Origin of the sequence: Sulfuricaulis sp., from assembly GCF_041499725.1 — a bacterium.
Lineage (GTDB): Bacteria > Pseudomonadota > Gammaproteobacteria > Acidiferrobacterales > Sulfurifustaceae > Sulfuricaulis.
This window is the reverse complement of sequence record NZ_JBGQKW010000014.1, coordinates 1-23,613: the sequence shown is the minus strand read 5'-3', so window position 1 is coordinate 23,613 and position 23,613 is coordinate 1. Positions and strand designations below refer to the sequence as shown.

Below are 23,613 nucleotides of genomic sequence, written 5' to 3'. Positions count from 1 at the left end.
ACGTCGGCCTACCGCCTACGCGCGCCGCGGAAGCGCGTTGGCGACGAGCCTGTGCTGTGCCTGGACGTGACCCGCCCCGGGTAATCGATTTTCCTTGCCGCGTATTCCATGACAAAATACCCGCAGCACCCACGTGGCTGCATGAGAGAGACGGTATGGGAGACGAGATCATTCAGCTTGGCTTTAAGTCGATCGAGGTCTGGCCAAAAGGACAGGAAGCGGAAATCTGCGGCGATCCCACCATCCGCATGACCACCTTTACCGATACGCAGGAATATCATCCGCGCCTTGTCGCCAAAATCCTTGAGCTCGAGGAGAACCATCGGCTGCGTAAACGTTATTTTCGTGGCGCGGGAGGAACGAAGATACACAACCTGGGGCAGTGGGTCAGCTCGGAGGCCGAACTGATCAACGCGCGCGCTATGTCGCTGTTCAAACGCGTGCTGGAGTGCGATCAGGCGGTGGTGGATCTCAGTTGGGCCAATGTCTATCGCTCAGGAGATTACTGCATGCCGCACAGCCAGCTGCGTTCGACGGCAAGCGTGGTGTATTGTCTCGATCCCGGCGATGAGGATCCGGAAGACGTGCACAGCGGCCGTTTCTGTTTTGTGGATCCGCGTCTGCACAACTGTTGCCAGGAACAGGAAGGCTGCATGACCGCGCCTTTCCTGCCCGGCATGACGGCCGGCACCATGATCATTTTTCCGAGCCAGCTGGTGCACGCCGTCAATCCCTACACCGGGAAACGTCCGTACATCACGCTATCGTGGAATATCAACAAGAACGCGCTGCCGGTGAGCCCCGAACAGGGCATCTAAGTCAGCAAGAATTCAAACCGTTGCCCGTTTCGAAACGCTTGCATGTGCGCGCTCCGCATTATTGGCGCGTGTCGCAGGCGATCTGTGCTTGTTACGGCGGATATATTTGATGGAACCGGTAGAAGAAGCGAGGATCTCGTCATCCCGCGCGGAGTCGGTTCCCCGGCTAGCCCTGCCGAATGCCATGGCGGCGAACAATCCAGCTACGGTCCACACCAGCAGAATGACAAGAAGCGTATCGATGCTCATGCCTTACCTCCGTGTAGTTATTTATCAACCAGCGTCAGAATCCCTCAGACCACCCCCAAATTCAACAGCCTAGGCGGCCTTTCCGCACCAACGGCGTTTATCCACTGACAAACGGTTCATGCCTCGCCGTGCCGGACAACGCTTCGCTCCGGTCACTGACCAAGTATAGTCTCCTTGATCTGGAGGCGTGCTGAGGAGTGTCCCGTGGCATGTCAAAGCGCCTGGTCGAAGATGGCCGTGTTACTTCGTTATCGGCCATTGTCGGTTACTTGATATATTTCACCGCTTGCGGTGCGGCACAGCCCACAAGAATGGATACGACACGAAAATCGATACGATCCGGAACGTTATTCGGGAGAATCAACGGGACGCAGGATTAAAAAATACTGAATGTCCGGTCATGCTCAGTTCGCCTGTTCCGCCGCCTTGTCAAAAGCGGATTGGGCGCCCGGATAGTCACCGCGCTTCAGGCGCGCCTGCCCGATGATGCGCCAGTTCCCGGCGCGTAGCGCCTTGTTGCCGCCCGCCCAGCCGTTGGATCTTGCCGCCAGTCCTTCCGCCTGCTGATACTGTCCTTGCTGCAGCCGCAGTTTTGCCAGCTCATGCCACAACGCCGGGTTGCGCGGTTCGATCCGCAGCGCGCGCTCGAACGATCCCACGGCGGCATCGAGTTTTCCATTGGCGGCATCCGCCCGGGCCGCTTCGGCCAGCACGGTCACCGCATTGTTATCCGATACCGGCAGCGATTCCGGCTCCTGGGTCGCTATGCCGGTGCAGCCCGAGATCCATGCCGCGCCCAGAAGAAATAATCCTGTTAAATAAAATCTCATTATTCAAATAACCTTTTGAACCAGTTTTTGATGGATGGACCTTGCGCGTGCGTAGCGCAGGGAGCGGTTTCCACCGGAGCCGAACCGTGTATGAATGGCAGTGACACCACGGCCTGGCAATTTTCATCGGCGCGATGACCGGTAGCGGAATCAACCCACACCTGTTCGATGTTTTCCGGTGTAGGCGGTACGAGCGGTTCGGGATCGAGACTTGCCATCATATCACCCCACACGGTCATAGCGCCGCCCGCGCCGGTCATGTTGATCGGCTGATTATCGTCGCGCCCGACCCACACCACGGCCAGACGATCGCCGGTGTAACCCGCGAACCAGCTGTCGCGCAGATCGTTTGTGGTGCCGGTCTTGCCTGCGATGTGCAAATCCGGCGACAAATACTTGTTCAGACCGTCGGCGGTGCCTTCACGCACCACGCCTTGAAGTGCGCTGGTAATCAGATAAGCCGGTCCCGGCTCGATCGCTTGTTCTATAGAAAGCGAATAGCGTTGCAGCGGCTGGCCGTCCGCCGTCAGCACCTCGCGTATGGCGCGCAACGGCACGCGGAATCCACCACTCGCGATGGTTTGATACATTTGCATGACTTCCAATGGGCTCAACCCGTCGGCGCCCAACAGGCTCGAGGCGTAGACATTCAAATCACGCTCAACGCCGAGGCGGTGAACGCTGTCCATCACCTGGCGTACACCCAGCGCTAACCCCAGGCGCACGGAGGAGATATTATAGGAGTTGGCCAGCGCAAGACGCAGCGGCACCTGGCCATGAGATACCTTGTCGTAATTGCGTGGCTCCCAGTCGGTGGTGCCGCGTTCGCGCCAGACGAGAGGACTGTCATCGAGCAGGGTTGCCAGCGTATAGGTATCCGGGCGCTCGAGGGCAGTGAGGTAAATAACCGGTTTGATGAGCGAGCCGATCGGGCGCTCGGTATCGAGCGCGCGGTTGAATCCCTCGTAGCGCGTATTTCGCCCCCCGACCAATGCCTGGATCTCGCCATTTTGCGTGTTGCTGACCACGACCGCGCCCTCAAGCGCTTTCGGTGGAATGCGCCGGGCCTTTTCCAGTTGCGTCAGACGGGTGGTGAGGGCACGTTCGGCGGAAAATTGAGCCAATGGGTCGAGCGAGGAAAATATCTGCAGTCCTTCCGAGCGTAGATCCTCCTCGCGGTAGTCGCGCCGCAACTGGCGGTGAACCAGCTCGACAAAGGAAGGGTAAAGAGACGTTCCACCGGGGGCCTGTTCGGCCACTCCCAGGGGCGAGATCCTGGCGGTCACGTATTGTTGCTGGGTAAGGACTTGCTGTTGACGCATTTCCTGAAGCACCAGATTGCGCCGTGCGAGCGCACGTGCTGGATGCCGACGCGGATCATAAAATGACGGTCCCTTGACCAGTCCCACCAGCAGCGCCGCCTGCGGAAGATCGAGTTGTGACAGCGCGCGGTTAAAATAAAAATGACTGGCAAGACCGAATCCGTGGATCGCGCGGTTACCGTCCTGGCCCAGGTAAATCTCGTTCACATAGGCTTCGAGTATTTCCTCCTTGGAGTAGTGCATTTCCAGCAACTCGGCCATGATTATTTCCGTGAACTTGCGGCGCAGGGTGCGCTCGGGCGTCAGGAAAAAATTCTTCACCAGTTGCTGGGTCAAGGTGCTGCCGCCCTGCAGCCCGGCGCCACGCAGTGTCGTGACCAGGGCACGTGCCACACCGCGGGGATCGACGCCATGATGGGTGTAGAATTGCCGGTCTTCGACCGCAATCAGTCCCTTGATCAGAATCGGCGGCACCTCGTTCAGTTTCACCAGCACGCGATCCTCGTTGTGCGCCGGATAGATGCCGCCGATCAGCAGGGGGTCGAGGCGCGCCAGTGTGACCGGTTTGTCCGTCTTGAGATCGGTGAGGCTCCGTAAATGACCGCCATCGAAATCAGCGCGCAGTTGCAGGGCAGTCTGTGCGCCATCCCAGAATACAAACGGCCGCGTGGCGATAGTGAATACATCGCGTTGACGCCGGAAGTCGCCGGGGTCGAGCTTTTCACCCTCCTCGCGATAGCCCAACATGGCCAGTTCAGTACCCAATTGTTCCGGGCGCAGTTTCAGTCCCGGATAAAGCTCAAGCGGTCGCGCATAGACCCGCGCCGGCAGCGCCCAACGTTTGCCCTCGAACTGGATACGTAACGTGATGTCGAGGTAAAGCACAAAACTCGACAGCAGCAGCACCAGGGACAACAATGCAAGACGCAAACGCTTGCGCGTGACAAAATGGCGTAATTTTTCGAATAAGGGACTGTCCATCAGGATACCTGGGAAACGCATCTGGCGAGTAAACTCAGCGGCAACGAGGTTAGATTATACCGGAGAAAATGAGGAACGGTATCTATCGGAACGAAGCCTTACAATTTGCGTCTTGCTGACCGGAATCGCGGAAATCAAAAAAGGCGGAAATCTTTTGACAGCTATATTTTCTTTGAAAAGCAGGACCATTGTCCTGCTGGTGACCGTGTCGTTGACCGCTATCAGCTATTTCTATTTCGATACAGGAATCGCCCAGTTCGTCTTCCGAATTCTCAATAGCAGCGATCGACTATTGCAGACTGCCGCTGATATTCCCGATCTGTTGCTGCATATCGTCATTGCGATCACGGTATCAAGCTGGGTTGGATATTTTATCCTGGTACGCCGTGGCATCTGCAATCATCTTACGGATTTCTTGCGGGTCTGCGGTACGGTAGTGCCGATGGCCTTTGTTGCCAAGACTGGCTTACAGTATGTATTCGGCAGACCCGATCCTTATGCCTGGTTGTTGGCTCACGAGCCGCCGCGTTTTTACTGGTTCCGCGACGACGAAGGATATGGTTGCTTCCCCTCCGGGCACATGACCGTCTTCACCGCGCTGATGACAACCTTGTCATATTATTACCCTCGCTATCGCCCCATTTACCTCGGCTTGCTGTGGCTGCTGGCACTCGCCCTCATAATTACTGATCATCATTTTCTCAGCGATGTTCTGGCCGGCGCAGTGCTCGGGTCAGTGTTGGCTTTCATTACCATCAAATTTGCGCGGGAAACCGGCGCAAAAACAGTCTAACTAGCTGAGTGATCTGAAAAACACGAATAACGCCGGTTGCCACCGACGATATTTGATTTCCATCAAAGTAAGGCCGCTGTGCTTTGTGGTTTCCTGAACTCCTGGGAGAGGCGCCCGAGCACGTGGCACCGAAACGTTTTTTGTGGAAGTCACCGGAAGTGGCATAGCATTACCTGACTCTCGACACCGGGCCTCTAACCCAGGGGAGAAAGTGAATTATGTGTTTAGCGATACCGGCAAAAGTTGTACAAAAGCTGGAAAACGATCAGGCGCTGGTGGAGGTTGGCGGAGTCCGCAACCAAGTTTCACTTATGCTGGTTGAGGACGTGACCGTCGGCGATTACGTGATCGTCCACGTTGGCTTTGCTATCGCCCGACTGAACGCCGAGGAGGCGGCAAAGTCGCTCGCGCTGTTCGACGAGATCGCCCGCCAGCTCGAAGAAAACCCACATGAAGTACATCAGTGAATTCCGCGACAAGCGGATCGCCACCGCGCTGGCCGCCGCACTGACGGTCGAAGCCGTTCCCGCGCGCGATTACAGCCTGATGGAATTTTGCGGCGGCCACACGCACGCGATTTTTCGTTATGGCATCCAGGACCTGCTTCCCCCCAACGTGCATCTGGTGCACGGGCCCGGCTGCCCGGTGTGTGTACTGCCGATCGGACGCCTCGACATGGCGATTGAGCTCGCCGAGAACCCGAATGTGATTCTGTGCAGTTATGGCGACATGCTGCGCGTCCCGGGTTCACGCAAGCGCAGTTTGCTGAAATCCCGCGCGCAAGGACGGGACGTGCGCATGGTGTATTCCTGTTCCGAGACCATCCGCATCGCGCAGGACAATCCCGACAAGGAAGTCGTTTTCTTCGCCATCGGGTTTGAAACCACCACGCCGCCGACGGCGGTGGCGATTCAACAGGCGGACAAGCTGGGTCTCAAGAACTTCAGCGTGTTCTGCAATCACGTGCTCACGCCCTCGGCCATCCAGAACATTCTGGATTCTCCGGATGTACGCAAGCTCGGCAGCGTGCGCGTGGACGGTTTCATCGGCCCGTCGCACGTGAGCACGATTATCGGCAGCCGTCCCTACGATTTTTTTGCCGAGGAATACCAGCGTCCGGTAGTGATCGCCGGTTTCGAACCGCTCGACGTGCTGCAGGCTATTGGGATGCTGGTGCGCCAACTGAACGAAGGACGGGCTGAGGTGGAAAATCAGTTTTCCCGCGGCGTCACCTGGCATGGCAATCTCAAGGCGCAGGCCATGGTCGCGGAGGTCTTCGAACTGCGGCGTTCATTTGAATGGCGCGGACTGGGCGTTGTCCCCTACAGCGGCTTGCGCATTAAAAAACGGTATGCGTTATTCGATGCCGAACTGCGCTTCTCCCTGGCGCAAAAGACGGCGCACGAGAACAAGGCATGCGAATGCGGCGCCATCCTGCGCGGCGTGAAGAAACCCACCGATTGCAGGATTTTCGGGACGGTTTGCACGCCGCAAAATCCAATTGGATCGTGCATGGTGTCATCGGAGGGCGCCTGCGCGGCTTATTACAAATACCGGCGCCATGACGCAACCGTAACCAATTCACGGGTGGCTGAGAAAACTCCCGAATCGGACGTCGCCGTGGGTGAATGAGACATGCGAATCCTATTTCTCACCCACAGCTTCAACAGTCTCACGCAGCGGCTCCATGCCGAGCTGACGCAACAAGGCCATGATGTTTCGATTGAGTTCGACATCAATGATGCCGTCACGATCGAGGCCGTGCGGCTTTTCCAGCCTGATTTGATCGTCGCGCCGTACTTGCGCCGCGCCATACCGGAAGCGATCTGGCGGCAACACCTGTGTCTGGTGGTGCATCCGGGCGTCGAGGGCGACCGCGGTCCGTCGGCGCTCGACTGGGCGATCCTGAACGGCGAGCGGGAGTGGGGCGTGACCGTGTTGCAGGCCGATGCCGAGATGGATGCCGGCCCGGTGTGGGCGTCGGTGAACTTTCCGATGCGCGCTGCGCGCAAGAGCAGCCTGTATCGCAACGAGGTGACCGAGGCGGCGGTCGCGGCGGTTTTGCAGGCGATCGACCGGTTTGCCACGGGTAAATTTATCCCGGAACACCCGAATGAAAGCGGTTCCGATGCGCTCGGTAAATGGCGGCCGCTGGTGAAGCAATCCGATCGACGCATTGATTGGCTGGCTGATGATACTCAAACCGTCTTGCGAAAAATCCACTCCGCCGATGGTTCTCCCGGCATCGACGACGCGCTGCTCGGCGTGGCCTGCCGGCTCTACAATGCCGGCGAGGAGGATACCCTGCGCGGCGCGCCGGGTGAGATCATTGCGCGCCGACACGGCGCCGTTTGCCGCGCCACCCGCGACGGTGCGGTATGGATAGGCCACGTAAAAAAAATCGTTTCCGGCGAGAAGACGTTCAAATTGCCGGCAACCCTGGTTCTGCATGACCGGCTTGGCGTGATCCCGGAAGCGACGCTGGCGCTCGACGTCCCGCCGGCACGCCTTACGTACAAGGATATCTGGTATGAGGAAAAGGCCGGGGTGGGGTACCTGCATTTCGATTTTTACAATGGCGCCATGAGCACCGAACAATGCCAACGCCTGCGCGAGGCATATCTCCAGGCCTGCCGGAGGCCAACACGGGTGATTGTGCTGATGGGCGGACCGGACTTCTGGTCGAACGGGATTCATCTCAACTGCATCGAAGCCGCTGACAGTCCGGCGGACGAGTCCTGGCGCAACATCAATGCGATGGACGATCTGGCGCAAGCCATTATCACGACGGACTCGCATCTCACCATTGCCGCTTTGCAGGGCAATACCGCCGCCGGCGGCGTATTTCTTGCGCTCTCCGCCGATCGCCTGTATGCGCGTAATGGCGTGGTTCTGAATCCGCACTACAAGAACATGGGCAACCTCTACGGCTCCGAGTATTGGAGCTACCTGCTGCCCAAACGGATGGGGGAGCGGGGGCGCGAGGTCATGGGGAATCGTCTGCCGCTGGGAGCCGGCGCGGCCAAGCGCGTCGGTCTCATTGACGACTGTTTCGGTGGGAGCGTGAATGAATTCGTGGCGATGACTAAATCAGTCGCCGAATCTCTTGCCCGTGATTCTGCTTATGAAACACGGCTTGAAGCAAAACGCCGTCGGCGCGTACAGGATGAATCGGTGAAATCCCTCGAAACGTATCGCGCCGAAGAACTGGAACGCCTGAAGCTCAATTTTTACGGTTTCGATCCCAGCTATCACGTCGCGCGCTATAACTTCGTGTTCAGGGTTCCGCATTCCTGGACACCCTTGCACTTGGCCCGGCATCGGCAACGGATCAAAAATGCCAGGCCTTCTGACGCCGACGCGTCAAGCCGGTCGGATGCTGTCATTTCGGAATCCGTTCCAGGCATGTAGGGCATTATGTTTCACACTACAAACTAGGGAAGCTCTGAATAAGTCGTCCGCTAGTGATGAGCTTGTCGAACCATGAACGGACGACGCCACGGAATCAGTGAGCTGTATCAACCCGCCCTTCGCCAAACCTGTCTTGAGCCCGTTCGTACTTCGACAAGTTCAGCACGAACGAGTCGAAGCCTGTGGTGAGCCAGTCGAACCAGGCTCAGGGCGAACGGAATTGATCAGAGCTTCCCTAGGCGATCAGTGCAGCGCGAAAGCCAGCGCTAGCGGCAGACTGACCAATCCCGCCAGGTTCCCGAGCATGACGATCGAGGCGACTTTCCCCGGCTCCTGCCGGTATTGCTCAGCCACCAGATAATTCAACACCGCCGGTGGCAGCGCGCTGAACACCAGCAGCAGACTCGACTGCAATGGCGTCAAGCGCAGAAAGGGTTGCACGATCAGTAGCATCAATACGCCGGTCACCGGACAAGTGACGGCGCCGAGTAGTCCGATCCGCCACTCCCGGAAATCAACGCTGGTCAGACGCGTGCCCAGCGAGAACAGCAACAGGGGGATGGAAGCCTGGCCGAGCAGGTTGACGGTTTCCCGCAGCGGTGTCGGCACTCCCCAGCGGAAAAGACTGAAGGCCATCCCGACCAGCGTGGCAGCGACCATGGGCTGCACCAACACCTTGTGCAGTGGCGCGCGGTGATCCATGAGATAGGTGCCCAGGGTAAAATGCAGGCCGTTCTCGACCAGAAACAACACCACGGCCGCCGGCAGTGCCTGTTCGCCGAAGGCAAATACCGCGAGCGGCAGGCCGATGTTACCGGAGTTGGTGAACATCATCGGCGGCACGAATGTTTTGAACGACAATCCGGATGCCTTGGCCACCGGCAAGGCCAGCAGGCCCGAGCCCAGCACGATGGCGGCGGCGCCCAGGGCGAGCCACCCGTACTCGGCAAGCTGAAAATCCTTGCCGGACAGGACATGAAATATCAGCGCCGGCAGCAGGATCGTCATGTTGACCTGGTTCGCCGACGTCATGTCCGGTTGACGCCAGCGGCTGTATAGATAGCCGACGGCGACGATCGCAAAGATCGGGAAGACGATGCTGAAAAGACGGACGATGAACATGGTCTGACCGGTGTAAGGAAAGGCAGATTATGCGGAATCAATGCGGCTTCTCACAAGTCCGGCATTCTGCAATGGATTAATGATTGCATGATAATGTCTTCCCTGTACCTTATTCATTCGCTGAGCAATAAGAAGGAGGAGAGCAATGCCGGATAACAGCATGGTGGTTGAAAAGGCGATGTTAACATTGGCAGCCGCCAAGAAAATCGTCGCTGCAGCGGAGGCCGAGGCACTGAAACATGCCTGGCCGGTGGTGATCGCCGTCGTGGATGACGGTGGCAACCTGATCTACCTGCAACGTCTCGATAATGCCCAGTTCGGCAGCGTAGAGATCGCTATCCAGAAAGCCAGATCGGCTATGGCGTTCAAGCGACCTACCAAGGCATGGGAAGAGCTCCTGGCGAGTGGACAGCATAGAGTTCTTGGTTTGCCGGGCGTGCTGTCATCAGAAGGCGGCGTGCCGCTGACTTGGAAAGGCCAGATCGTCGGCGCCGTCGGCGTCAGCGGAGTCAAATCATCCGAGGATGGTCAAATCGCCCGTGCCGGCGCGGCGATCCTGGAGTGATTTTGTCGGCTGGCATGACACCAGCAAAGATGGCTCCCTATGCCGGACAAATCTGGGCACTGGTCGGTGTCAGTCAGCCTACCGTAACCGGCCGGAAGGCCCATCCGGAGGTTCGAACCTGCGACCCCTGCCGTGTGAATCAATTCCTGTCTACCTACGGCGGCCTATTCCAATCCACTCCAGCCCTTTACAACAAAGACTTATCAAATCAAATTGTCCCATATTGGCTGGAGTAGGTTGGAATTAGCTGGAGAGTGACGGTGTTAAGCACAAAATAGGCACAGCGATTCCGTTGTCGATTTTCCCCGCCTCTTTGCATCAAGCTAAAGCAGTGTGTATAATACACACTATGAACAGCCGGGAGCTGATCCGCTTGGCAGAGCCGCTGGCTGGCAGCTCATGCGGGTGCGTGGCAGTCATCACCAATTCAAGCACCCGGCGAAACCCGGCCTAGTGACCGTGCCACATCCGAAGAAGGACCTGGGCACCGGTCTCGTGAAGGCCATTCTTAAGCAAGCGGGAATCCGGCAAGGAGGTAAGTGATATGCGTTACGTAGTAGCGATTGAGAAGGGCGACAAGAAGCACGCCTATGGCGTGGTTGTGCCCGATCTCCCGGGCTGCTTTTCGGCCGGAGACACGCTGGATGAGGCACTTTCTAATGTCAAGGAAGCGATTCTGTTACACCTGGAAGGCTTGATGGATGAGAAAAAACCAGCGCCAGCACCAAAGCCGCTTGAGGCGCACCAGAAGAACCGCAAATACAAAGGGTGGACCTGGGCGGTTATCGAGGTGGACCTTGCCGAGCTCGATGACAAGACCGAGCGCATCAACATCACGCTGCCCCGCAAAGTGCTGCGCGTGATCGATGAAGCGGCGAAGCGCTCGGGGGAATCCCGCTCCGGTTATCTCGCCCGGGTAGGAATCGAATCGGTGAGGCGCGCCGGGTAGGACAGTCGTGATCAAAACTCCGCCGCCTGGCGGGGTTTTATTTGCAGACGCGTGCAATCCGCTTTGATTGGGCGCCTGATCGGTGAATCTCAGAAACCCCTTAATTTTGGCTCCCCATTCCGGACAAATCTGGGCACTGGTCGGTTTCAGTTAACCTAATGTAACCGGCCTCGGAAAGCCCAATCTGTAGTTCGAACCTGCTACCCCTGCCGTGTGAATCAAATCCTGCTGACTGACATTTCATAGCAGCTACCTTGTTATTGGGCTTGCTAACCATGACGGCAAAGTGTATATTCATCATAGAATACAAATCGAGATACATATATGACTACCGTTTCGTTGCGCCTGCCGGATGAACTCATAAAAGAGGCCGAGAAGCGCGCGCGGGAACTGAAGGTTCCGCGCGCCGAATACATCCGGCGGGCGATTGCCGCGCTCAACGCGCAGGTAATCGCCGAAAACCGCCGCCGACGCATGATGGAGGCCTCGCGGCGGGTACGCGGCGAAAGCATGCGCGTTAACGCCGAATTCGACGCCATTGAAGATGCACCGGATGCGTAAGCGCGGAAGCGTCTGGCTCGCTAACCTCAACCCGCGACGCGGCACGGAACCGGGCAAGATACGCCCCGTGCTGATTGTGCAGAGCCAGGCGCTGCTGGACGCCGACCACCCCTCCACGCTCATCGTTCCCCTGACTACGCGCCTGGTGGAGGAAGCCGCACCGCTGCGGCTGCGCGTCTCCGCGCACGGACGACTGAAGAAGGACTCGGACCTGTTAATCGATCAGCTGCGCGCGATCGATAACAAACGCCTAATCGAAGGTCCGCTGGTGCAGTGCTCGGCGGAATTCATGGTGCTGGTGGACAGCGCTTTGCACGAGGTGCTGGATCTGTTGCCTGCGCCGGGGTGACCCGGCCTGGTGGCAGTGCCGGATCCAAGAAAAGATCTGGGCACCGGTTTCGTGAAGGCCATTCTTAAGCAAGCGGGAATCCGTTAAGGAGGTAAGTGATATGCGTTACGTAGTAGCGATTGAGAAGGGCGATAAGAAGCACGCCTATGGCGTGGTTGTGCCCGATCTTCCGGGCTGCTTCTCGGCCGGCTACAACGCTGGATGAGGCGCTTACCCATGCCAAGGAAGCGATCCTGCTGCACTTGGAAGGCGTGATGGATGAGAAAAAGCCAGCGCCAGTATCGATACAGCATATCGAAAAGAGGTGGCTCCCCGGGACGGACTCGAACCGCCGACCCAGTGATTAACAGTCACTTGCTCTACCGACTGAGCTACCGGGGAATTGTCAGAAGGGCGCGTATGTTATGGTGGAAGTCGGGTAGGGTCAAGGCAAGCCCCTAGGTGCAATTGAGCGGATCACCGCTGGCATTGAGGGCTGAAACCCGCGGGCGTCCCGTTCCAAGCAGAATTACCGCCTTGGCCTTGGCAGCGCCACGGCTGTCGCAAAATGTGAAGGTTCCATTTTGCTTGGTCGAGCCATCGGCTTCGTAGGTGACCCACTGACCAGTGCCTGGACCCCAGGCGCCAAAGTTCAAAGATTTGATCGCCGGCGAGTCCTGAACACGCAGTATGGACTCACCCGGTTCGAGCCTGCCGTTGCCGTTCGGATCCCAAAACATTATCCAGCCGTCATGCCATTTTCGAGAACTCTGGCATTCATTGCTTGTTGTGCTGGCGCAGAGTGTAATTGCCGATCGGCGTTTGATGGCTTCGCTGCGAGCAAGACTTAGCTCTGTCATTAACTTATTGACTCCAGCCGCCATGCGCGCATCCTGCACCAGGCTGCTCATGCCCATGGCGCCTACCCCCAGTACGCTCGCCACCGCAGAAGTGATGATCAGATCGTAGAGCGAATAGCCGCCCTGCTTCAGGAGATATCTGGAGCTTGGTAGCGGTGATAATGATCCGGGCAAATAACGATTCACCCCATCCATCCTGTTTTTTTTGTTGACGCCGCTATCCCGCGACGTTTTTATCTTGGGTTTTGCAGCTTGGTATTATTAGGCATAATTATGCCAATCCATACCCAGGTTGCAAGACCTGCAAAGTAAGCTTTATATCTTATATATTCTTGTGGATTAATTCGTACCGAGTAATTTACCAATCCGATCAAGCGCTTTTTCAAGCGTATCCATGGACGTGGCATAGGAGAGGCGCAGGTGACCTTCGGCACCGAAAGCGGAACCGGGTACCAGCGCCACCTCGCCTTTATTAAGAATGTACTCGGCCATCTCGACATCGTTGCCCATGCCGGCGGTCGCGGCAATCGCCTTGCTGAAATCGGGAAACGCATAGAACGTTCCCTGCGAGGGCAGACAACGCACGCCACGAATTTTGTTCAGACGGCTCACCACGCGATCGTGCCGTTCCTTGAACGCACGCACCATCGGCGCAATGCATCCCTGATCGCCATTCAACGCCGCCTCTGCCGCCACCTGTGCGATCGACGTCGGATTGGAGGTGCTCTGCGATTGGATTTTCTTCATCGCCGCGATCAGCGACTTCGGGCCGGCGGCATAACCGATGCGCCAGCCTGTCATGGCATACACTTTCGAAACCCCGTTCAATACGATCGTGCGTTCCTTGAGATCGGGGCAGACATTAAGAATGTTGCAGAACGGTTCATTCGACCACAGAATATGTTCGTACATGTCGTCCGTGGCAATCAACACGTGCGGCTGCTTGCGCAGCACTTCGCCTAATGTTGCCAGCTCCGCGCGCGTGTAGACCGCTCCCGTCGGGTTCGATGGGCTGTTGATGACAAGCAAGCGCGTCTGGCGGGTGATGGTGCGCTCGAGCTGATCGGGGCGGATCTTGAAGGCTTGATCGATGCCGGCCGAGACGACGATGGGACTCGCGTCCGCGAGCAGCACCATGTCCGGGTAGGATACCCAGTACGGCGCCGGGATGATAACCTCGTCACCGTTGTCGAGCAGTGCCTGTGCCAGGTTGAAAAAGCTATGCTTGCCGCCGACGGAGACGAGGATTTCCTCCGGTGTGTAATCAAGTCCGTTGTCGCGCCTGAATTTGGCGATCACCGCCTGCTTGAGCCCGGGCGTGCCGTCCACGGCGGTGTATTTGGTGAAGCCGTCACGGATGGCGCGGACCGCCGCCTCCTTGACGTGCTCCGGAGTGTCGAAATCGGGCTCGCCCGCGCCGAGGCTAATGACATCCTTGCCTTGAGCCTTGAGTTCCTTGGCCCGGGCATCGACAGCCAGCGTGGGGGAGGGTTTGATGCGGTTGACGCGACCTGACAGGCGGATGGTGGACAACGGTTCCTCGTGAAATCGATATTGGAAAAACGCGGTAATATACCTGCATGTCAGCGGAAAAACGATAGCGTATGAACCAGAAGCTCGAACTTCTCAGCCCTTTTCAGCCTGCAGGTGACCAACCACAGGCTATCGAGGCGCTCATGGCGGGGCTGCGCCACGGCGAGGCCTGTCAGACCCTGTTGGGCGTGACCGGCTCCGGCAAGACCTTTACTGTCGCCAATGTCGTGCAGCAGCTGCAGCGGACGACGCTGGTGCTGGCACCGAACAAGACGCTCGCCGCCCAGCTTTACTCCGAATTCCGCGATTTTTTTCCGCGCAACGCCGTGGAATATTTCGTGTCGTACTACGACTACTACCAGCCCGAGGCCTACGTTCCCTCCTCGGATACCTATATAGAGAAGGACGCCTCGATCAACGAGCAGATCCAGCAAATGCGCCTGTCGGCCACCAAGGCCCTGATCGAGCGCGAAGACACCATCATCGTGGCCACGGTCTCGGCCATCTACGGCCTGGGCGATGTGGATGCCTACCACAGCATGATTCTGCATCTGCGCCAGGGTGCCACCATGGACCAGCGCGCCATCCTGCAACGGCTGACGGAAATGCAATACACGCGCAACGACCTGGAACTGCGCCGCGGCACGTTCCGCGTACGCGGTGACGTCATCGACATCTTCCCGGCTGAATCGGAACAGCTCGCCGTGCGCGTCGAGCTGTTCGGCGAGGACGTGGAAAATATCTCCGAATTCGACCCCCTGACAGGCGAAGTCGCCGGGCGCCGGGTGCGGATGACCATTTTTCCCTCGTCGCATTACGTCACGCCGCGCGAGACCATCGTAAAGGCGATCGACGAGATCAAGCAGGAGCTGCGCGAACGCCTGGAACAATTGCGCTCCCTGGACAAGCTGGTCGAGGCGCAGCGCTTGGAACAGCGCACGCTGTACGACCTCGAAATGATGCGCGAGGTGGGCTATTGCGCCGGCATCGAAAATTACTCGCGCTATCTTTCCGGGCGCAAGACCGGCGAACCGCCGCCGACCCTCATCGATTATCTCCCGAAAAATGCGCTGCTCGTCATCGACGAGAGTCATGTGACCATCCCCCAGCTCGGGGGCATGTACAAGGGCGACCGCTCACGCAAGGAGACGCTGGTCGAATATGGCTTCCGTCTGCCCTCGGCGCTCGACAACCGGCCGCTGCGCTTCGATGAATTCGAGCGCCTGATGCCGCAGACGATTTTCACTTCGGCCACACCGGGTCCGTACGAGCGTGAGCGTTGCCACGGAGTTGTCGTGGACCAGATCGTGCGGCCGACCGGTCTGGTCGACCCAGAGGTGGAAGTGCGGCCGGCGACGGCGCAGGTGGATGACCTTTTGTCCGAGATCCGCCTTCGCGTCGCGGACGGCGAACGCGTGCTGGTCACCACGCTGACCAAACGCATGGCCGAAGACCTCACTGAATACCTGCATGAGCACGGCGTGCGCGTGCGCTACCTGCATTCGGACATCGAGACCATTGAGCGTTCGGAGATCATTCGCGATTTGCGCGCTGGCACCTTCGACGTGCTGGTCGGCATCAATCTGCTGCGTGAAGGACTGGATATTCCCGAGGTGTCGCTGGTCGCCATCCTCGACGCCGACAAAGAGGGCTTCCTGCGCTCGACGCGTTCCCTGATCCAAACCATGGGCCGGGCAGCGCGTCATATAAACGGCAAGGCGATTCTTTACGCCGACCGCATGACGGACTCGATGCAGGCGGCCATCGGCGAGACCGAGCGCCGGCGGCTGAAACAGGTCGACTACAACAAAACCCACGGCATCACGCCCATGGGCATCATCAAGGCAGTCAAGGAAATCATCGACGGCGTGCCGCCCACGCACCCGCTGTTCGGCACGAAAAACTACGGCACGAAATCCGCCCATGCGGGACGGGAGTTCCTGCACGCCGCCGAGGAGGAGGCCGAATACGCGGCCATGGCACCGGATGCGCTGGCCAAGCTGCTCAACAAGCTGGAAAAACAGATGTACGCCCATGCGCGCAATCTCGAGTTCGAGCAGGCGGCGGCGCTGCGCGACAAGCTTCACACCATCCGCTCGCGCCAGTTCGGCGTGGTCGAAGGCGGGGGTCGGAAGCGCGGATGAGGAGGGTGGTCAACCCGTGCTCGATGAAATGAATTTCCGGGAAAGCGGGTGTTTCCACCCAATGCCGCATAAAACTTGTGACGCCGCGCCGAATTGTGCTATTTTTCCGCGCCTGTTTGCAGGCGCGTAGCTCAGTGGTAGAGCACCACCTTGACATGGTGGTGGTCGGTGGTTCGATCCCACTCGCGCCTACCAGATTCAACCCGGCGCTGCCGGCGGATATAACTAATGCTGAAACCCGTTTACGCGGCCGTTCGTAGAGGTCGCCACTGACGAAAGGGTCGCGCATCATGCCAGTCATCACGCTGCCGGACGGCAGCCGTAGAGAGTATCCCCAGCCGATAACGGTCGCTGATATTGCCGCGAGCATCGGTGCGGGATTGGCGCGTGCCGCGCTCGCCGGTCGCGTCAACGGCAAGCTCGTGGATACCTCGTTCCGCGTCGAACAAGACGCCGAGGTTGTGATCGTTACCGACAAAAGCCCGGAGGGGATCGAGATCATCCGCCATTCCACGGCGCATCTGCTGGCGCAAGCCGTCAAGGAGTTGTTCCCGGAAGCCCAGGTCACGATCGGCCCGGTCATCGAGAACGGCTTTTATTACGATTTCGCTTTCAAGCGCGGTTTCACGGAAGAGGATCTGGCGAAAATCGAACAGCGCATGCACGAGATCGCCAAGCGCGATTACCCTGTCAGCCGTACCGTCATGCCGCGTGACGAGGCCATCGGATTTTTCCGGGGCATGGGCGAGGAGTACAAGGCCAAGATCATCGAGGACATTCCCGCCGGCGAGCATATATCGCTCTACCGCCAGGGCGAATTCATCGACCTCTGCCGCGGTCCGCACGTGCCCTCGACCGGCAAGCTCAAGGCGTTCAAACTCATGAAGGTGGCCGGCGCCTACTGGCGCGGCGATTCGCGCAATGAAATGCTGGCGCGCATCTACGGCACCGCCTGGACCAGCAAGGAGGCGCTGGATGCCTACCTGCACCAGATCGAGGAGGCCGAGAAACGCGACCATCGCAAGATCGGTCGCAACCTCAATCTGTTTCACATGCAGGAAGAGGCCCCGGGCATGGTGTTCTGGCATGAACGCGGCTGGCGCCTCTATCAGCAGATCGTCCAGTACATGGGTGATCTGTGGCGCGAACACGGCTATCGCGAGATCCGCACGCCGCAACTCGTGGACCGTTCGTTGTGGGAGAAATCCGGCCACTGGGAGAAGTTCCACAGCGACATGTTCATTACGGAATCGGAAAAACGGCTTTATGCCGTCAAGCCGATGAATTGCCCGTGCCACATCCAGGTCTACAACCAGGGTCTGAAGAGCTACCGTGACCTGCCGCTACGGCTGGCGGAGTTCGGTTCCTGCCACCGCAATGAGCAGTCGGGCGCCTTGCACGGACTGCTGCGCCTGCGCAATTTCGTGCAGGACGACGCGCATATCTTCTGCACGGAAGGGCAGATTCAGGGCGAGGTATCGGCGTTCATCGATTTGCTGCACCGGGTTTATGCCGACTTCGGTTTCAAGGACATCATTTATAAGCTTTCCACCCGCCCGCCCAACCGGATCGGCTCCGATGAGAGCTGGGATAAGGCCGAGCACGCCCTGGAACAGGCACTGAACACCAAGCGCCTCAAATGGGACCTGCAGCCGGGGGAGGGGGCGTTTTACGGTCCCAAGATCGAGTTCTCGCTCAAGGACAGCCTCGGCCGGATCTGGCAGTGCGGCACCATCCAGGTGGACTTCTCCATGCCTGGGCGCTTGGGCGCAAGCTATATCGCCGAAAACGGGACCAAGCAGGTCCCGGTCATGCTGCACCGCGCCATTCTGGGCTCATTGGAGCGCTTTATCGGTATTCTGATCGAGGAGCATGCCGGAGCGCTGCCGACCTGGCTGGCCCCGGTACAGGCCGTCATCCTGACCATTACCGATGAGCAACAGGACGCCGCCCGGAAGATTGAGAAAACCCTGCGCCGCCACGGCTGGCGGGTCGAATCCGACTTGAGAAACGAGAAAATAGGCTTTAAAATTCGGGAACATACCTTGCAGCGCATCCCCTATATGCTGGTAATCGGCAAGAAGGAAGCGCTGGAAGGTACCCTAGCCGTGCGCACGCGTAAGGGTGAGGATCTCGGCGGGATGACGCCGGAGGCGTTTCACGTCATGCTCACCCGGGAAACCGCGAGCCGCGGCGCAACTATTTTGGAGGATCAGAAACATCGCGACGGATAAAGAGGTTCGTGTCAACGGGCGCATCAACGCCCCGAAAGTCAGGTTGATCGGCAGTGATGGCCAGCAGGTTGGCATAGTTCCCATAAGCGATGCGCTGCGCCAGGCAGAGGAAGCTGGCCTCGATCTCGTAGAGATTTCACCCAACGCCGCGCCGCCGGTTTGCCGGGTCATGGATTTCGGCAAATACCAGTACGAGGAAAGCAAGCGCAAACACGCGGCGAAGCGCAAGCAAAAACAGATTCAGATCAAGGAAGTCAAATTCCGTCCCGGCACGGATATCGGGGATTATCAGACCAAGCTGCGTAACCTGGTCCGCTTCCTGGAAGAGGGCAACAAGGCCAAGATCACGCTGCGCTTCCGCGGACGCGAACTGGCGCACCAGGAACTCGGCATTGAAATGCTGAAGCGACTGGAAAGCGATCTCAAGGATTACGGCGTGGTGGAACAACATCCACGCATGGAAGGCAAGCAGATGGTGATGGTGTTCAATCCCAAGCCGGGTGCCGGCAAGGTCGTCAAGAGCGAGAAACCCGCGCCGAAGACGGAGCCCAAGGCAGAACCGAAAGCTGAACCCAAAATCAAGACGGCGACCTAGCCGCAATTTTTTTACAACCTGCGACCGAACGGGCCACGCATGTGCCCGCAGGCGCTTACTCAAGGAGTACAAACATGCCCAAGTTGAAAACCAACCGCGCCGCCGCCAAGCGCTTCAAGAAGACGGCGAAAGGCGGCTTCAAACGCTCGCATTCACATCTGCGACATATCCTCACCAAGAAAAGCTCCAAGCGCAAACGTCACCTGCGCGGCACGGCCATGGTCTATGGAACCGATGTCGCCGGTCTGCGCCGCTTGTTGCCGTACAGCTGAGGAGAATAGAACATGCCAAGAGTCAAACGTGGAGTTACGGCCGGCGCGCGCCACAAGAAGGTGCTGGCGCAGGCCAAGGGTTATTACAACGCACGCCGCAAGGTGTATCGCGTCGCCAAACAGGCGGTGGCCAAGTCCGGCCAGTATGCCTATCGCGACCGACGCGTCCGCAAGCGCGAATTCCGCGCCCTGTGGATCGCGCGTATCAACGCCGCGGCGCGCGAGTGCGGTCTCTCCTATAGCCGATTTATGAACGGATTGAAAAAGGCTGCCATCGATATCGACCGCAAGGTTCTGTCCGATATCGCGGTGCACGATAAAAAGTCCTTTTCCGTTCTGGCTGACAAGGCCAAGACCGCTCTGGCCGCTTGAGATCGTGATGACGGCGCGAGCCGTCACATGAGGCGATTGTCACCGAAAGGGAAAGGTCAACCGACCTTTCCCTTTTTTATTTGCACGCGAGTGAACTGAAACGTGAATGACACGACAGACGCAGTCGAACGACATCTGAAGACGCTGATGAACGAAGCCGAGGCGGGCGTGGCCGCTACAGGCGATGTTGCGGCTGTCGAGGACCTCCGCGTCAAGTATCTGGGCAAGAAGGGACTGTTGACCGAGCAGCTGAAAAGCCTCGGCGGATTACCGCCGGACGAGCGGCCGCGCGTCGGCGCGCTCGTCAACCGGGCCAAGGAAGCGCTGCAGGAGAAACTCGGCGCGCGCAAACATCAGCTTGAATCCGCGGCACGTGACCAGCAACTGGCGCGTGAAATACTGGATGTGACACTCCCGGGACGCGGCGTACGCCAGGGTGGTCCGCATCCGATCACCCGCGCGCTGGAGCGGCTCGAGACCTTGTTCTTGCGCATGGGATTCGATGTCGCCGACGGCCCCGAAATCGAGGACGATTACCACAACTTCGGAGCGCTCAATATTCCTCCGAGCCACCCATCGCGGGCGATGCACGACACATTTTACTTCGATGCGCACCGATTGCTGCGCACGCATACCTCGCCCGTGCAAGTGCGTTACATGGAAAACCACCAGCCGCCGCTGCGTATTATCGCGCCCGGTCGTGTTTATCGCTGCGATTCGGACGTGACCCATACCCCCATGTTCCACCAGATCGAGGGGCTCATGGTGGACGAGACGGTGAGCTTTGCCGATCTCAAGGGTGTACTCAGTGATTTTCTCATTCAGTTCTTCGAGAAACCACTCAAGGTACGGTTTCGCCCGTCGTACTTTCCCTTCACCGAGCCGTCCGCGGAAGTGGATATCAGCTGCGTCATCTGTGGCGCCAAGGGTTGCCGTGTGTGCAAGAACACCGGTTGGCTCGAGGTGTTGGGGTGCGGCATGGTGCACCCCGAGGTGTTCCGTCATGTGGGTATCGACAGCGAGCGATGGAGCGGCTTTGCCTTTGGACTGGGCGTGGAGCGCCTTGCCATGCTGCGCTATGGTGTGAATGATTTGCGGCTGTTCTATGAAAATGATTTGCGTTTCTTACAGCAATTTAAATAAGAATTTAAACCGCCAAGAACGCTAAGCAGTTGGGATTTCTTTCAGTCGACTTATCTTGGCGTTCTTGGCGGTTCGAGATCATTTATGAAAATAAGCGAAAAATGGCTGCGTGAGTGGGTGTCGCCGAAGCTCGATACGCGCGCGCTGGCGGAGCGCCTGACCATGGCTGGACTGGAAGTCGGTGCCATTGAACCCGTGGCGCCGGCTCTGAATCGCATCGTGGTCGGCAAGATCGTTTCCGTCGCGTCGCATCCTTCCGCCGACAAGCTGCGACTTTGCCGGGTGAATGCCGGCAAAGGCAAATCACTCAATATCGTGTGTGGTGCGGCCAACGCGGCGCCAGGCATGAAGGTGCCCGTCGCACTGGAAGGCGCTACGCTGCCGGGCGGGATGAAAATCAAACACGCGGAAGTCCGTGGTGTTATTTCCGCTGGCATGCTCTGTTCCGCCAGTGAACTGGGACTGGCGGAATCCGCCGATGGTTTGCTATCCCTGGACAAGGATGCCAGACCGGGTATGTCGATCACCGATTATCTGGGTCTTGATGATGTCACGCTGGAGATCGATCTTACTCCCAACCGCGGCGATTGCCTGAGCGTCGCCGGCATCGCCAGAGAGCTCGCGGCATTGACGGGTGCGAAAATAAAATCGCCGGTCACCAAACCGGTCGGCGCCAGACTTCGCCGTAAAATTTCCATCAAACTCGACGCATCACAGGACTGTCCGCGCTATGTCGGCCGTATCATCGGCGATATCAATCCATCCGCGGTCACGCCCGTATGGATGAAGGAAAAATTGCGCCGCAGCGGCATCCGCAGCATTCATCCCGTTGTCGATGTCACCAATTATGTCATGCTCGAGTTGGGACAACCCATGCACGCCTTCGATCTCGAGAAACTGCATGGCGCTATTCATGTGCGACATGCCGCGAAAAACGAATCACTGGTCCTGCTCGATGGCAATACGATCAAAATCGAGCAAGGCAGTCTGCTAATCGCAGACGACCGGCAACCACTGGCGCTGGCCGGTGTCATGGGCGGCATTCACTCTGCTGTAACCAATGTCACCAGGCATTTGTTTCTCGAAAGCGCCTGGTTTCGGCCGGGAACGATTTCGGTTCGCGCACGTTCACAGGGATTGCAAACCGACTCGTCACAGCGCTTCGAACGCGGTGTCGATCCGGACTTGCAACGGCGCGCCATGGAACGCGCGACGTCGCTCCTGCTTGGCATCGTTGGCGGCAAGCCTGGACCGATTATTGAACAAACAGCACGGAGGCACCTGCCGCGCGCTGCTTCAATTACGTTGCGTGTCGATCGCGTTGAACGTTTGCTGGGTATGAAAGTGCCGGCCAAAACTATCGAGAGCATCCTGAAACGTCTTGGCATGAATCTGAAAAAGCCGGGGCCGAACTGGATCGTCACGCCACCCTCCTATCGTTTCGATATCGAACGTGAAGCGGATCTGATCGAAGAGATCGCCCGCATTCATGGTTACGACAAACTCCCGACCCGGCATCCGCGTATACCGATGTCCGCGCGGCCAGTAGCGGAGTCCGGTGTCTCCGAACCGCGTCTGCGTGCCGCGCTGATGGATCGCGACTACCAGGAAGTTATCACCTACAGCTTCGTCGATCCCAAGATTCAAACCTTGGTAGACCCCGGGATCCCGCCGCTAGCGCTGGCCAACCCCATCAGTGCAGACATGGCAGTTATGCGCACTTCGCTATGGCCCGGTTTGCTCCAGACCATCCTATATAACCAGAATCGCCAGCTGACGCGGGTGCGCCTGTTTGAGATTGGGCGCACCTTCCTGCCGCGGAACCATGACGTTGTTCAGGAGCGTATGCTGGGCGGTGCTGTTTATGGTGATGCTATGGCTGAGCAATGGGGCGCACCTCGGCGCGGGGCCGATCTTTATGACGCCAAAGCCGATATTGAAGCCTTGTTCGCCCTAGCGGGCATGGATGGGGAGGTGCTTTTCCGGCCCGGACAGCACCCGGCCCTGCATCCCGGACAGACAGCGGAAATTCAACACCACGGACAACGGATTGGCCTGCTGGGCTTGCTGCACCCAACGATTCAGGCCCACTTGGGACTTTCTCAGCCGGTGATGCTGTATGAACTCCCGCTATCCTCTCTGGAGGGGGGGAGAGTCCCTATTTTCAAGGAATTTTCCAGATTTCCCTCGATCCGGCGGGATATTGCTATCATAGTGAATGAGACCATACCAGCCCAAGCGGTACTGGATTGTGTGCAAAAAACCGCTGGAAGATTACTCGTAAACCTTGAGCTATTTGACGAGTATCGCGGGAAAGGCATTGATTCCGGAAGAAAAAGTTTGGCCCTGGGCTTGACCTTGCAGCACTCTTCGCGCACTCTTAATGAAGTGGATGTGGAGCAGGTGATGGCAGAGGTTATATCGACTCTGGGAACCGAGCTGGGAGCGCTACCACGTCAATAAGTCCTTGGGAACAAAGAAGAAGGGTATAGGCATATGGCTTTGACCAAAGCAGATCTTGCGGAAAACCT

21 protein-coding genes, 2 tRNA genes and 3 pseudogenes are annotated in these 23,613 nt (G+C 58.2%); 19 read left to right on the top strand and 7 right to left on the bottom strand.

Annotated features, from left to right (window positions below; all coding sequences use genetic code 11):
* The first annotated feature begins 155 nt into the window (after window positions 1-155).
* The gene (locus ACC569_RS04225; protein ID WP_372522244.1) at window positions 156-818 is read left to right on the top strand and encodes a putative 2OG-Fe(II) oxygenase; all 663 of its coding nucleotides are present in this window, start codon (window positions 156-158) and stop codon (window positions 816-818) included.
* 12 nt (window positions 819-830) lie between these two features.
* On the opposite strand, the gene ACC569_RS04220 is transcribed toward ACC569_RS04225, so the two are convergent.
* From ACC569_RS04220 to mrcB, 3 genes are all read right to left on the bottom strand, one after another.
* Complete coding sequence (locus ACC569_RS04220; RefSeq protein ID WP_372522243.1) at window positions 831-1,067, bottom strand: hypothetical protein; 237 nt, start codon at window positions 1,065-1,067, stop codon at window positions 831-833.
* A gap of 404 nt (window positions 1,068-1,471) precedes the next feature.
* Complete coding sequence (locus ACC569_RS04215) at window positions 1,472-1,897, bottom strand: type IV pilus biogenesis/stability protein PilW (protein WP_372522242.1); 426 nt, start codon at window positions 1,895-1,897, stop codon at window positions 1,472-1,474.
* Window positions 1,897-4,200, bottom strand: a complete 2,304-nt coding sequence (gene mrcB, locus ACC569_RS04210) for a penicillin-binding protein 1B (RefSeq protein ID WP_372522241.1) — start codon at window positions 4,198-4,200, stop codon at window positions 1,897-1,899. The genes ACC569_RS04215 and mrcB overlap by 1 nt, the downstream gene beginning before the upstream one ends.
* Before the next feature lie 112 nt (window positions 4,201-4,312).
* Here mrcB and ACC569_RS04205 point away from each other — a divergent pair, with 112 nt between their 5' ends.
* From ACC569_RS04205 to ACC569_RS04190, 4 genes are all read left to right on the top strand, one after another.
* Window positions 4,313-4,993 carry a phosphatase PAP2 family protein gene (locus tag ACC569_RS04205; RefSeq protein ID WP_372522240.1) on the top strand — a complete coding sequence of 227 codons (681 nt, stop codon included), beginning with the start codon at window positions 4,313-4,315 and terminating at the stop codon, window positions 4,991-4,993.
* 218 nt (window positions 4,994-5,211) lie between these two features.
* The gene (locus ACC569_RS04200; protein WP_372522239.1) at window positions 5,212-5,460 is read left to right on the top strand and encodes a HypC/HybG/HupF family hydrogenase formation chaperone; all 249 of its coding nucleotides are present in this window, start codon (window positions 5,212-5,214) and stop codon (window positions 5,458-5,460) included.
* On the top strand, window positions 5,444-6,625 hold the full coding sequence (gene hypD / locus ACC569_RS04195) for a hydrogenase formation protein HypD (protein ID WP_372522238.1): 1,182 nt from the start codon (window positions 5,444-5,446) through the stop codon (window positions 6,623-6,625). Before ACC569_RS04200 ends, hypD begins: the two co-directional genes overlap by 17 nt.
* Before the next feature lie 3 nt (window positions 6,626-6,628).
* Complete coding sequence (locus ACC569_RS04190) at window positions 6,629-8,404, top strand: hydrogenase maturation protein (RefSeq protein ID WP_372522237.1); 1,776 nt, start codon at window positions 6,629-6,631, stop codon at window positions 8,402-8,404.
* 243 nt (window positions 8,405-8,647) lie between these two features.
* Here ACC569_RS04190 and ACC569_RS04185 read toward each other — a convergent pair whose 3' ends face one another.
* Window positions 8,648-9,526 (bottom strand): AEC family transporter, encoded by an 879-nt coding sequence (locus tag ACC569_RS04185; RefSeq protein ID WP_372522236.1) that lies wholly within the window; start codon window positions 9,524-9,526, stop codon window positions 8,648-8,650.
* Between the two features lie 145 nt (window positions 9,527-9,671).
* Between ACC569_RS04185 and ACC569_RS04180 the strand changes: the two genes are divergently transcribed.
* The 6 genes and pseudogenes from ACC569_RS04180 to ACC569_RS04155 form a co-directional block, all read left to right on the top strand.
* Complete coding sequence (locus ACC569_RS04180) at window positions 9,672-10,091, top strand: heme-binding protein (RefSeq protein WP_372522235.1); 420 nt, start codon at window positions 9,672-9,674, stop codon at window positions 10,089-10,091.
* A 349-nt stretch (window positions 10,092-10,440) separates the two neighbouring features.
* Window positions 10,441-10,634, top strand: a pseudogene (locus ACC569_RS04175) (type II toxin-antitoxin system HicA family toxin).
* Between the two features lies 1 nt (window position 10,635).
* Window positions 10,636-11,040: a type II toxin-antitoxin system HicB family antitoxin gene (locus ACC569_RS04170; protein WP_372522234.1), complete on the top strand. Its 405-nt coding sequence runs from the start codon at window positions 10,636-10,638 to the stop codon at window positions 11,038-11,040.
* Window positions 11,041-11,364: 324 nt separating this feature from the next.
* The gene (locus ACC569_RS04165; protein ID WP_372522233.1) at window positions 11,365-11,601 is read left to right on the top strand and encodes a ribbon-helix-helix protein, CopG family; all 237 of its coding nucleotides are present in this window, start codon (window positions 11,365-11,367) and stop codon (window positions 11,599-11,601) included.
* Complete coding sequence (locus ACC569_RS04160; protein WP_372522232.1) at window positions 11,585-11,950, top strand: type II toxin-antitoxin system PemK/MazF family toxin; 366 nt, start codon at window positions 11,585-11,587, stop codon at window positions 11,948-11,950. Before ACC569_RS04165 ends, ACC569_RS04160 begins: the two co-directional genes overlap by 17 nt.
* A 100-nt stretch (window positions 11,951-12,050) precedes the next feature.
* Window positions 12,051-12,202 (top strand): annotated as a pseudogene (locus ACC569_RS04155) (type II toxin-antitoxin system HicB family antitoxin); the annotation flags it as partial.
* 53 nt (window positions 12,203-12,255) lie between these two features.
* Here ACC569_RS04155 and ACC569_RS04150 read toward each other — a convergent pair.
* From ACC569_RS04150 to ACC569_RS04140, 3 genes are all read right to left on the bottom strand, one after another.
* Window positions 12,256-12,331 (bottom strand) — tRNA-Asn (locus ACC569_RS04150).
* A 56-nt stretch (window positions 12,332-12,387) separates the two neighbouring features.
* Window positions 12,388-12,975 (bottom strand): GspH/FimT family pseudopilin, encoded by a 588-nt coding sequence (locus ACC569_RS04145; RefSeq protein ID WP_372522231.1) that lies wholly within the window; start codon window positions 12,973-12,975, stop codon window positions 12,388-12,390.
* A 153-nt stretch (window positions 12,976-13,128) separates the two neighbouring features.
* Entirely contained in the window at window positions 13,129-14,313 is a 1,185-nt protein-coding gene (locus ACC569_RS04140; protein ID WP_372522265.1) for a pyridoxal phosphate-dependent aminotransferase, read from the bottom strand.
* An 80-nt stretch (window positions 14,314-14,393) separates the two neighbouring features.
* Between ACC569_RS04140 and uvrB the strand changes: the two genes are divergently transcribed.
* From uvrB to pheT, 8 genes and pseudogenes are all read left to right on the top strand, one after another.
* Window positions 14,394-16,466 (top strand): excinuclease ABC subunit UvrB, encoded by a 2,073-nt coding sequence (gene uvrB, locus ACC569_RS04135; protein WP_372522230.1) that lies wholly within the window; start codon window positions 14,394-14,396, stop codon window positions 16,464-16,466.
* 120 nt (window positions 16,467-16,586) lie between these two features.
* A tRNA-Val gene (locus ACC569_RS04130) sits at window positions 16,587-16,661 on the top strand.
* Between the two features lie 95 nt (window positions 16,662-16,756).
* The gene (gene thrS / locus ACC569_RS04125; protein WP_372522229.1) at window positions 16,757-18,700 is read left to right on the top strand and encodes a threonine--tRNA ligase; all 1,944 of its coding nucleotides are present in this window, start codon (window positions 16,757-16,759) and stop codon (window positions 18,698-18,700) included.
* Window positions 18,687-19,196: pseudogene (infC, locus tag ACC569_RS04120) on the top strand (translation initiation factor IF-3); the annotation flags it as partial. The gene thrS and the pseudogene infC, both read left to right, overlap by 14 nt.
* A 173-nt stretch (window positions 19,197-19,369) precedes the next feature.
* On the top strand, window positions 19,370-19,567 hold the full coding sequence (gene rpmI / locus ACC569_RS04115) for a 50S ribosomal protein L35 (protein WP_372522228.1): 198 nt from the start codon (window positions 19,370-19,372) through the stop codon (window positions 19,565-19,567).
* Window positions 19,568-19,579: 12 nt separating this feature from the next.
* A complete protein-coding gene (rplT, locus tag ACC569_RS04110) occupies window positions 19,580-19,939 on the top strand; it encodes a 50S ribosomal protein L20 (protein WP_372522227.1) in 360 nt (119 codons plus the stop codon).
* A gap of 147 nt (window positions 19,940-20,086) precedes the next feature.
* Window positions 20,087-21,082, top strand: a complete 996-nt coding sequence (gene pheS, locus ACC569_RS04105; RefSeq protein WP_372522264.1) for a phenylalanine--tRNA ligase subunit alpha — start codon at window positions 20,087-20,089, stop codon at window positions 21,080-21,082.
* A gap of 84 nt (window positions 21,083-21,166) precedes the next feature.
* Window positions 21,167-23,545 carry a phenylalanine--tRNA ligase subunit beta gene (gene pheT, locus ACC569_RS04100; RefSeq protein ID WP_372522226.1) on the top strand — a complete coding sequence of 793 codons (2,379 nt, stop codon included), beginning with the start codon at window positions 21,167-21,169 and terminating at the stop codon, window positions 23,543-23,545.
* Window positions 23,546-23,613 lie beyond the last annotated feature (68 nt).

Excerpts from the sequence above, each read along its gene's own strand:
- ACC569_RS04170 (WP_372522234.1), top strand. The coding sequence starts at position 10,636 with ATGCGTTACGTAGTAGCGATTGAGAAGGGCGACAAGAAGCACGCCTAT.
- thrS (WP_372522229.1), top strand. The coding sequence starts at position 16,757 with ATGCCAGTCATCACGCTGCCGGACGGCAGCCGTAGAGAGTATCCCCAG.
- rplT (WP_372522227.1), top strand. The coding sequence starts at position 19,580 with ATGCCAAGAGTCAAACGTGGAGTTACGGCCGGCGCGCGCCACAAGAAG.
- pheS (WP_372522264.1), top strand. The coding sequence starts at position 20,087 with ATGAACGAAGCCGAGGCGGGCGTGGCCGCTACAGGCGATGTTGCGGCT.
- ACC569_RS04225 (WP_372522244.1), top strand. The coding sequence starts at position 156 with ATGGGAGACGAGATCATTCAGCTTGGCTTTAAGTCGATCGAGGTCTGG.
- ACC569_RS04190 (WP_372522237.1), top strand. The coding sequence starts at position 6,629 with ATGCGAATCCTATTTCTCACCCACAGCTTCAACAGTCTCACGCAGCGG.
- ACC569_RS04165 (WP_372522233.1), top strand. The coding sequence starts at position 11,365 with ATGACTACCGTTTCGTTGCGCCTGCCGGATGAACTCATAAAAGAGGCC.
- pheT (WP_372522226.1), top strand. The coding sequence starts at position 21,167 with ATGAAAATAAGCGAAAAATGGCTGCGTGAGTGGGTGTCGCCGAAGCTC.
- ACC569_RS04215 (WP_372522242.1), bottom strand. The coding sequence starts at position 1,897 with ATGAGATTTTATTTAACAGGATTATTTCTTCTGGGCGCGGCATGGATC.
- rpmI (WP_372522228.1), top strand. The coding sequence starts at position 19,370 with ATGCCCAAGTTGAAAACCAACCGCGCCGCCGCCAAGCGCTTCAAGAAG.
- hypD (WP_372522238.1), top strand. The coding sequence starts at position 5,444 with ATGAAGTACATCAGTGAATTCCGCGACAAGCGGATCGCCACCGCGCTG.
- mrcB (WP_372522241.1), bottom strand. The coding sequence starts at position 4,200 with ATGGACAGTCCCTTATTCGAAAAATTACGCCATTTTGTCACGCGCAAG.
- ACC569_RS04160 (WP_372522232.1), top strand. The coding sequence starts at position 11,585 with ATGCACCGGATGCGTAAGCGCGGAAGCGTCTGGCTCGCTAACCTCAAC.
- ACC569_RS04185 (WP_372522236.1), bottom strand. The coding sequence starts at position 9,526 with ATGTTCATCGTCCGTCTTTTCAGCATCGTCTTCCCGATCTTTGCGATC.
- ACC569_RS04220 (WP_372522243.1), bottom strand. The coding sequence starts at position 1,067 with ATGAGCATCGATACGCTTCTTGTCATTCTGCTGGTGTGGACCGTAGCT.
- ACC569_RS04200 (WP_372522239.1), top strand. The coding sequence starts at position 5,212 with ATGTGTTTAGCGATACCGGCAAAAGTTGTACAAAAGCTGGAAAACGAT.
- ACC569_RS04180 (WP_372522235.1), top strand. The coding sequence starts at position 9,672 with ATGCCGGATAACAGCATGGTGGTTGAAAAGGCGATGTTAACATTGGCA.
- uvrB (WP_372522230.1), top strand. The coding sequence starts at position 14,394 with ATGAACCAGAAGCTCGAACTTCTCAGCCCTTTTCAGCCTGCAGGTGAC.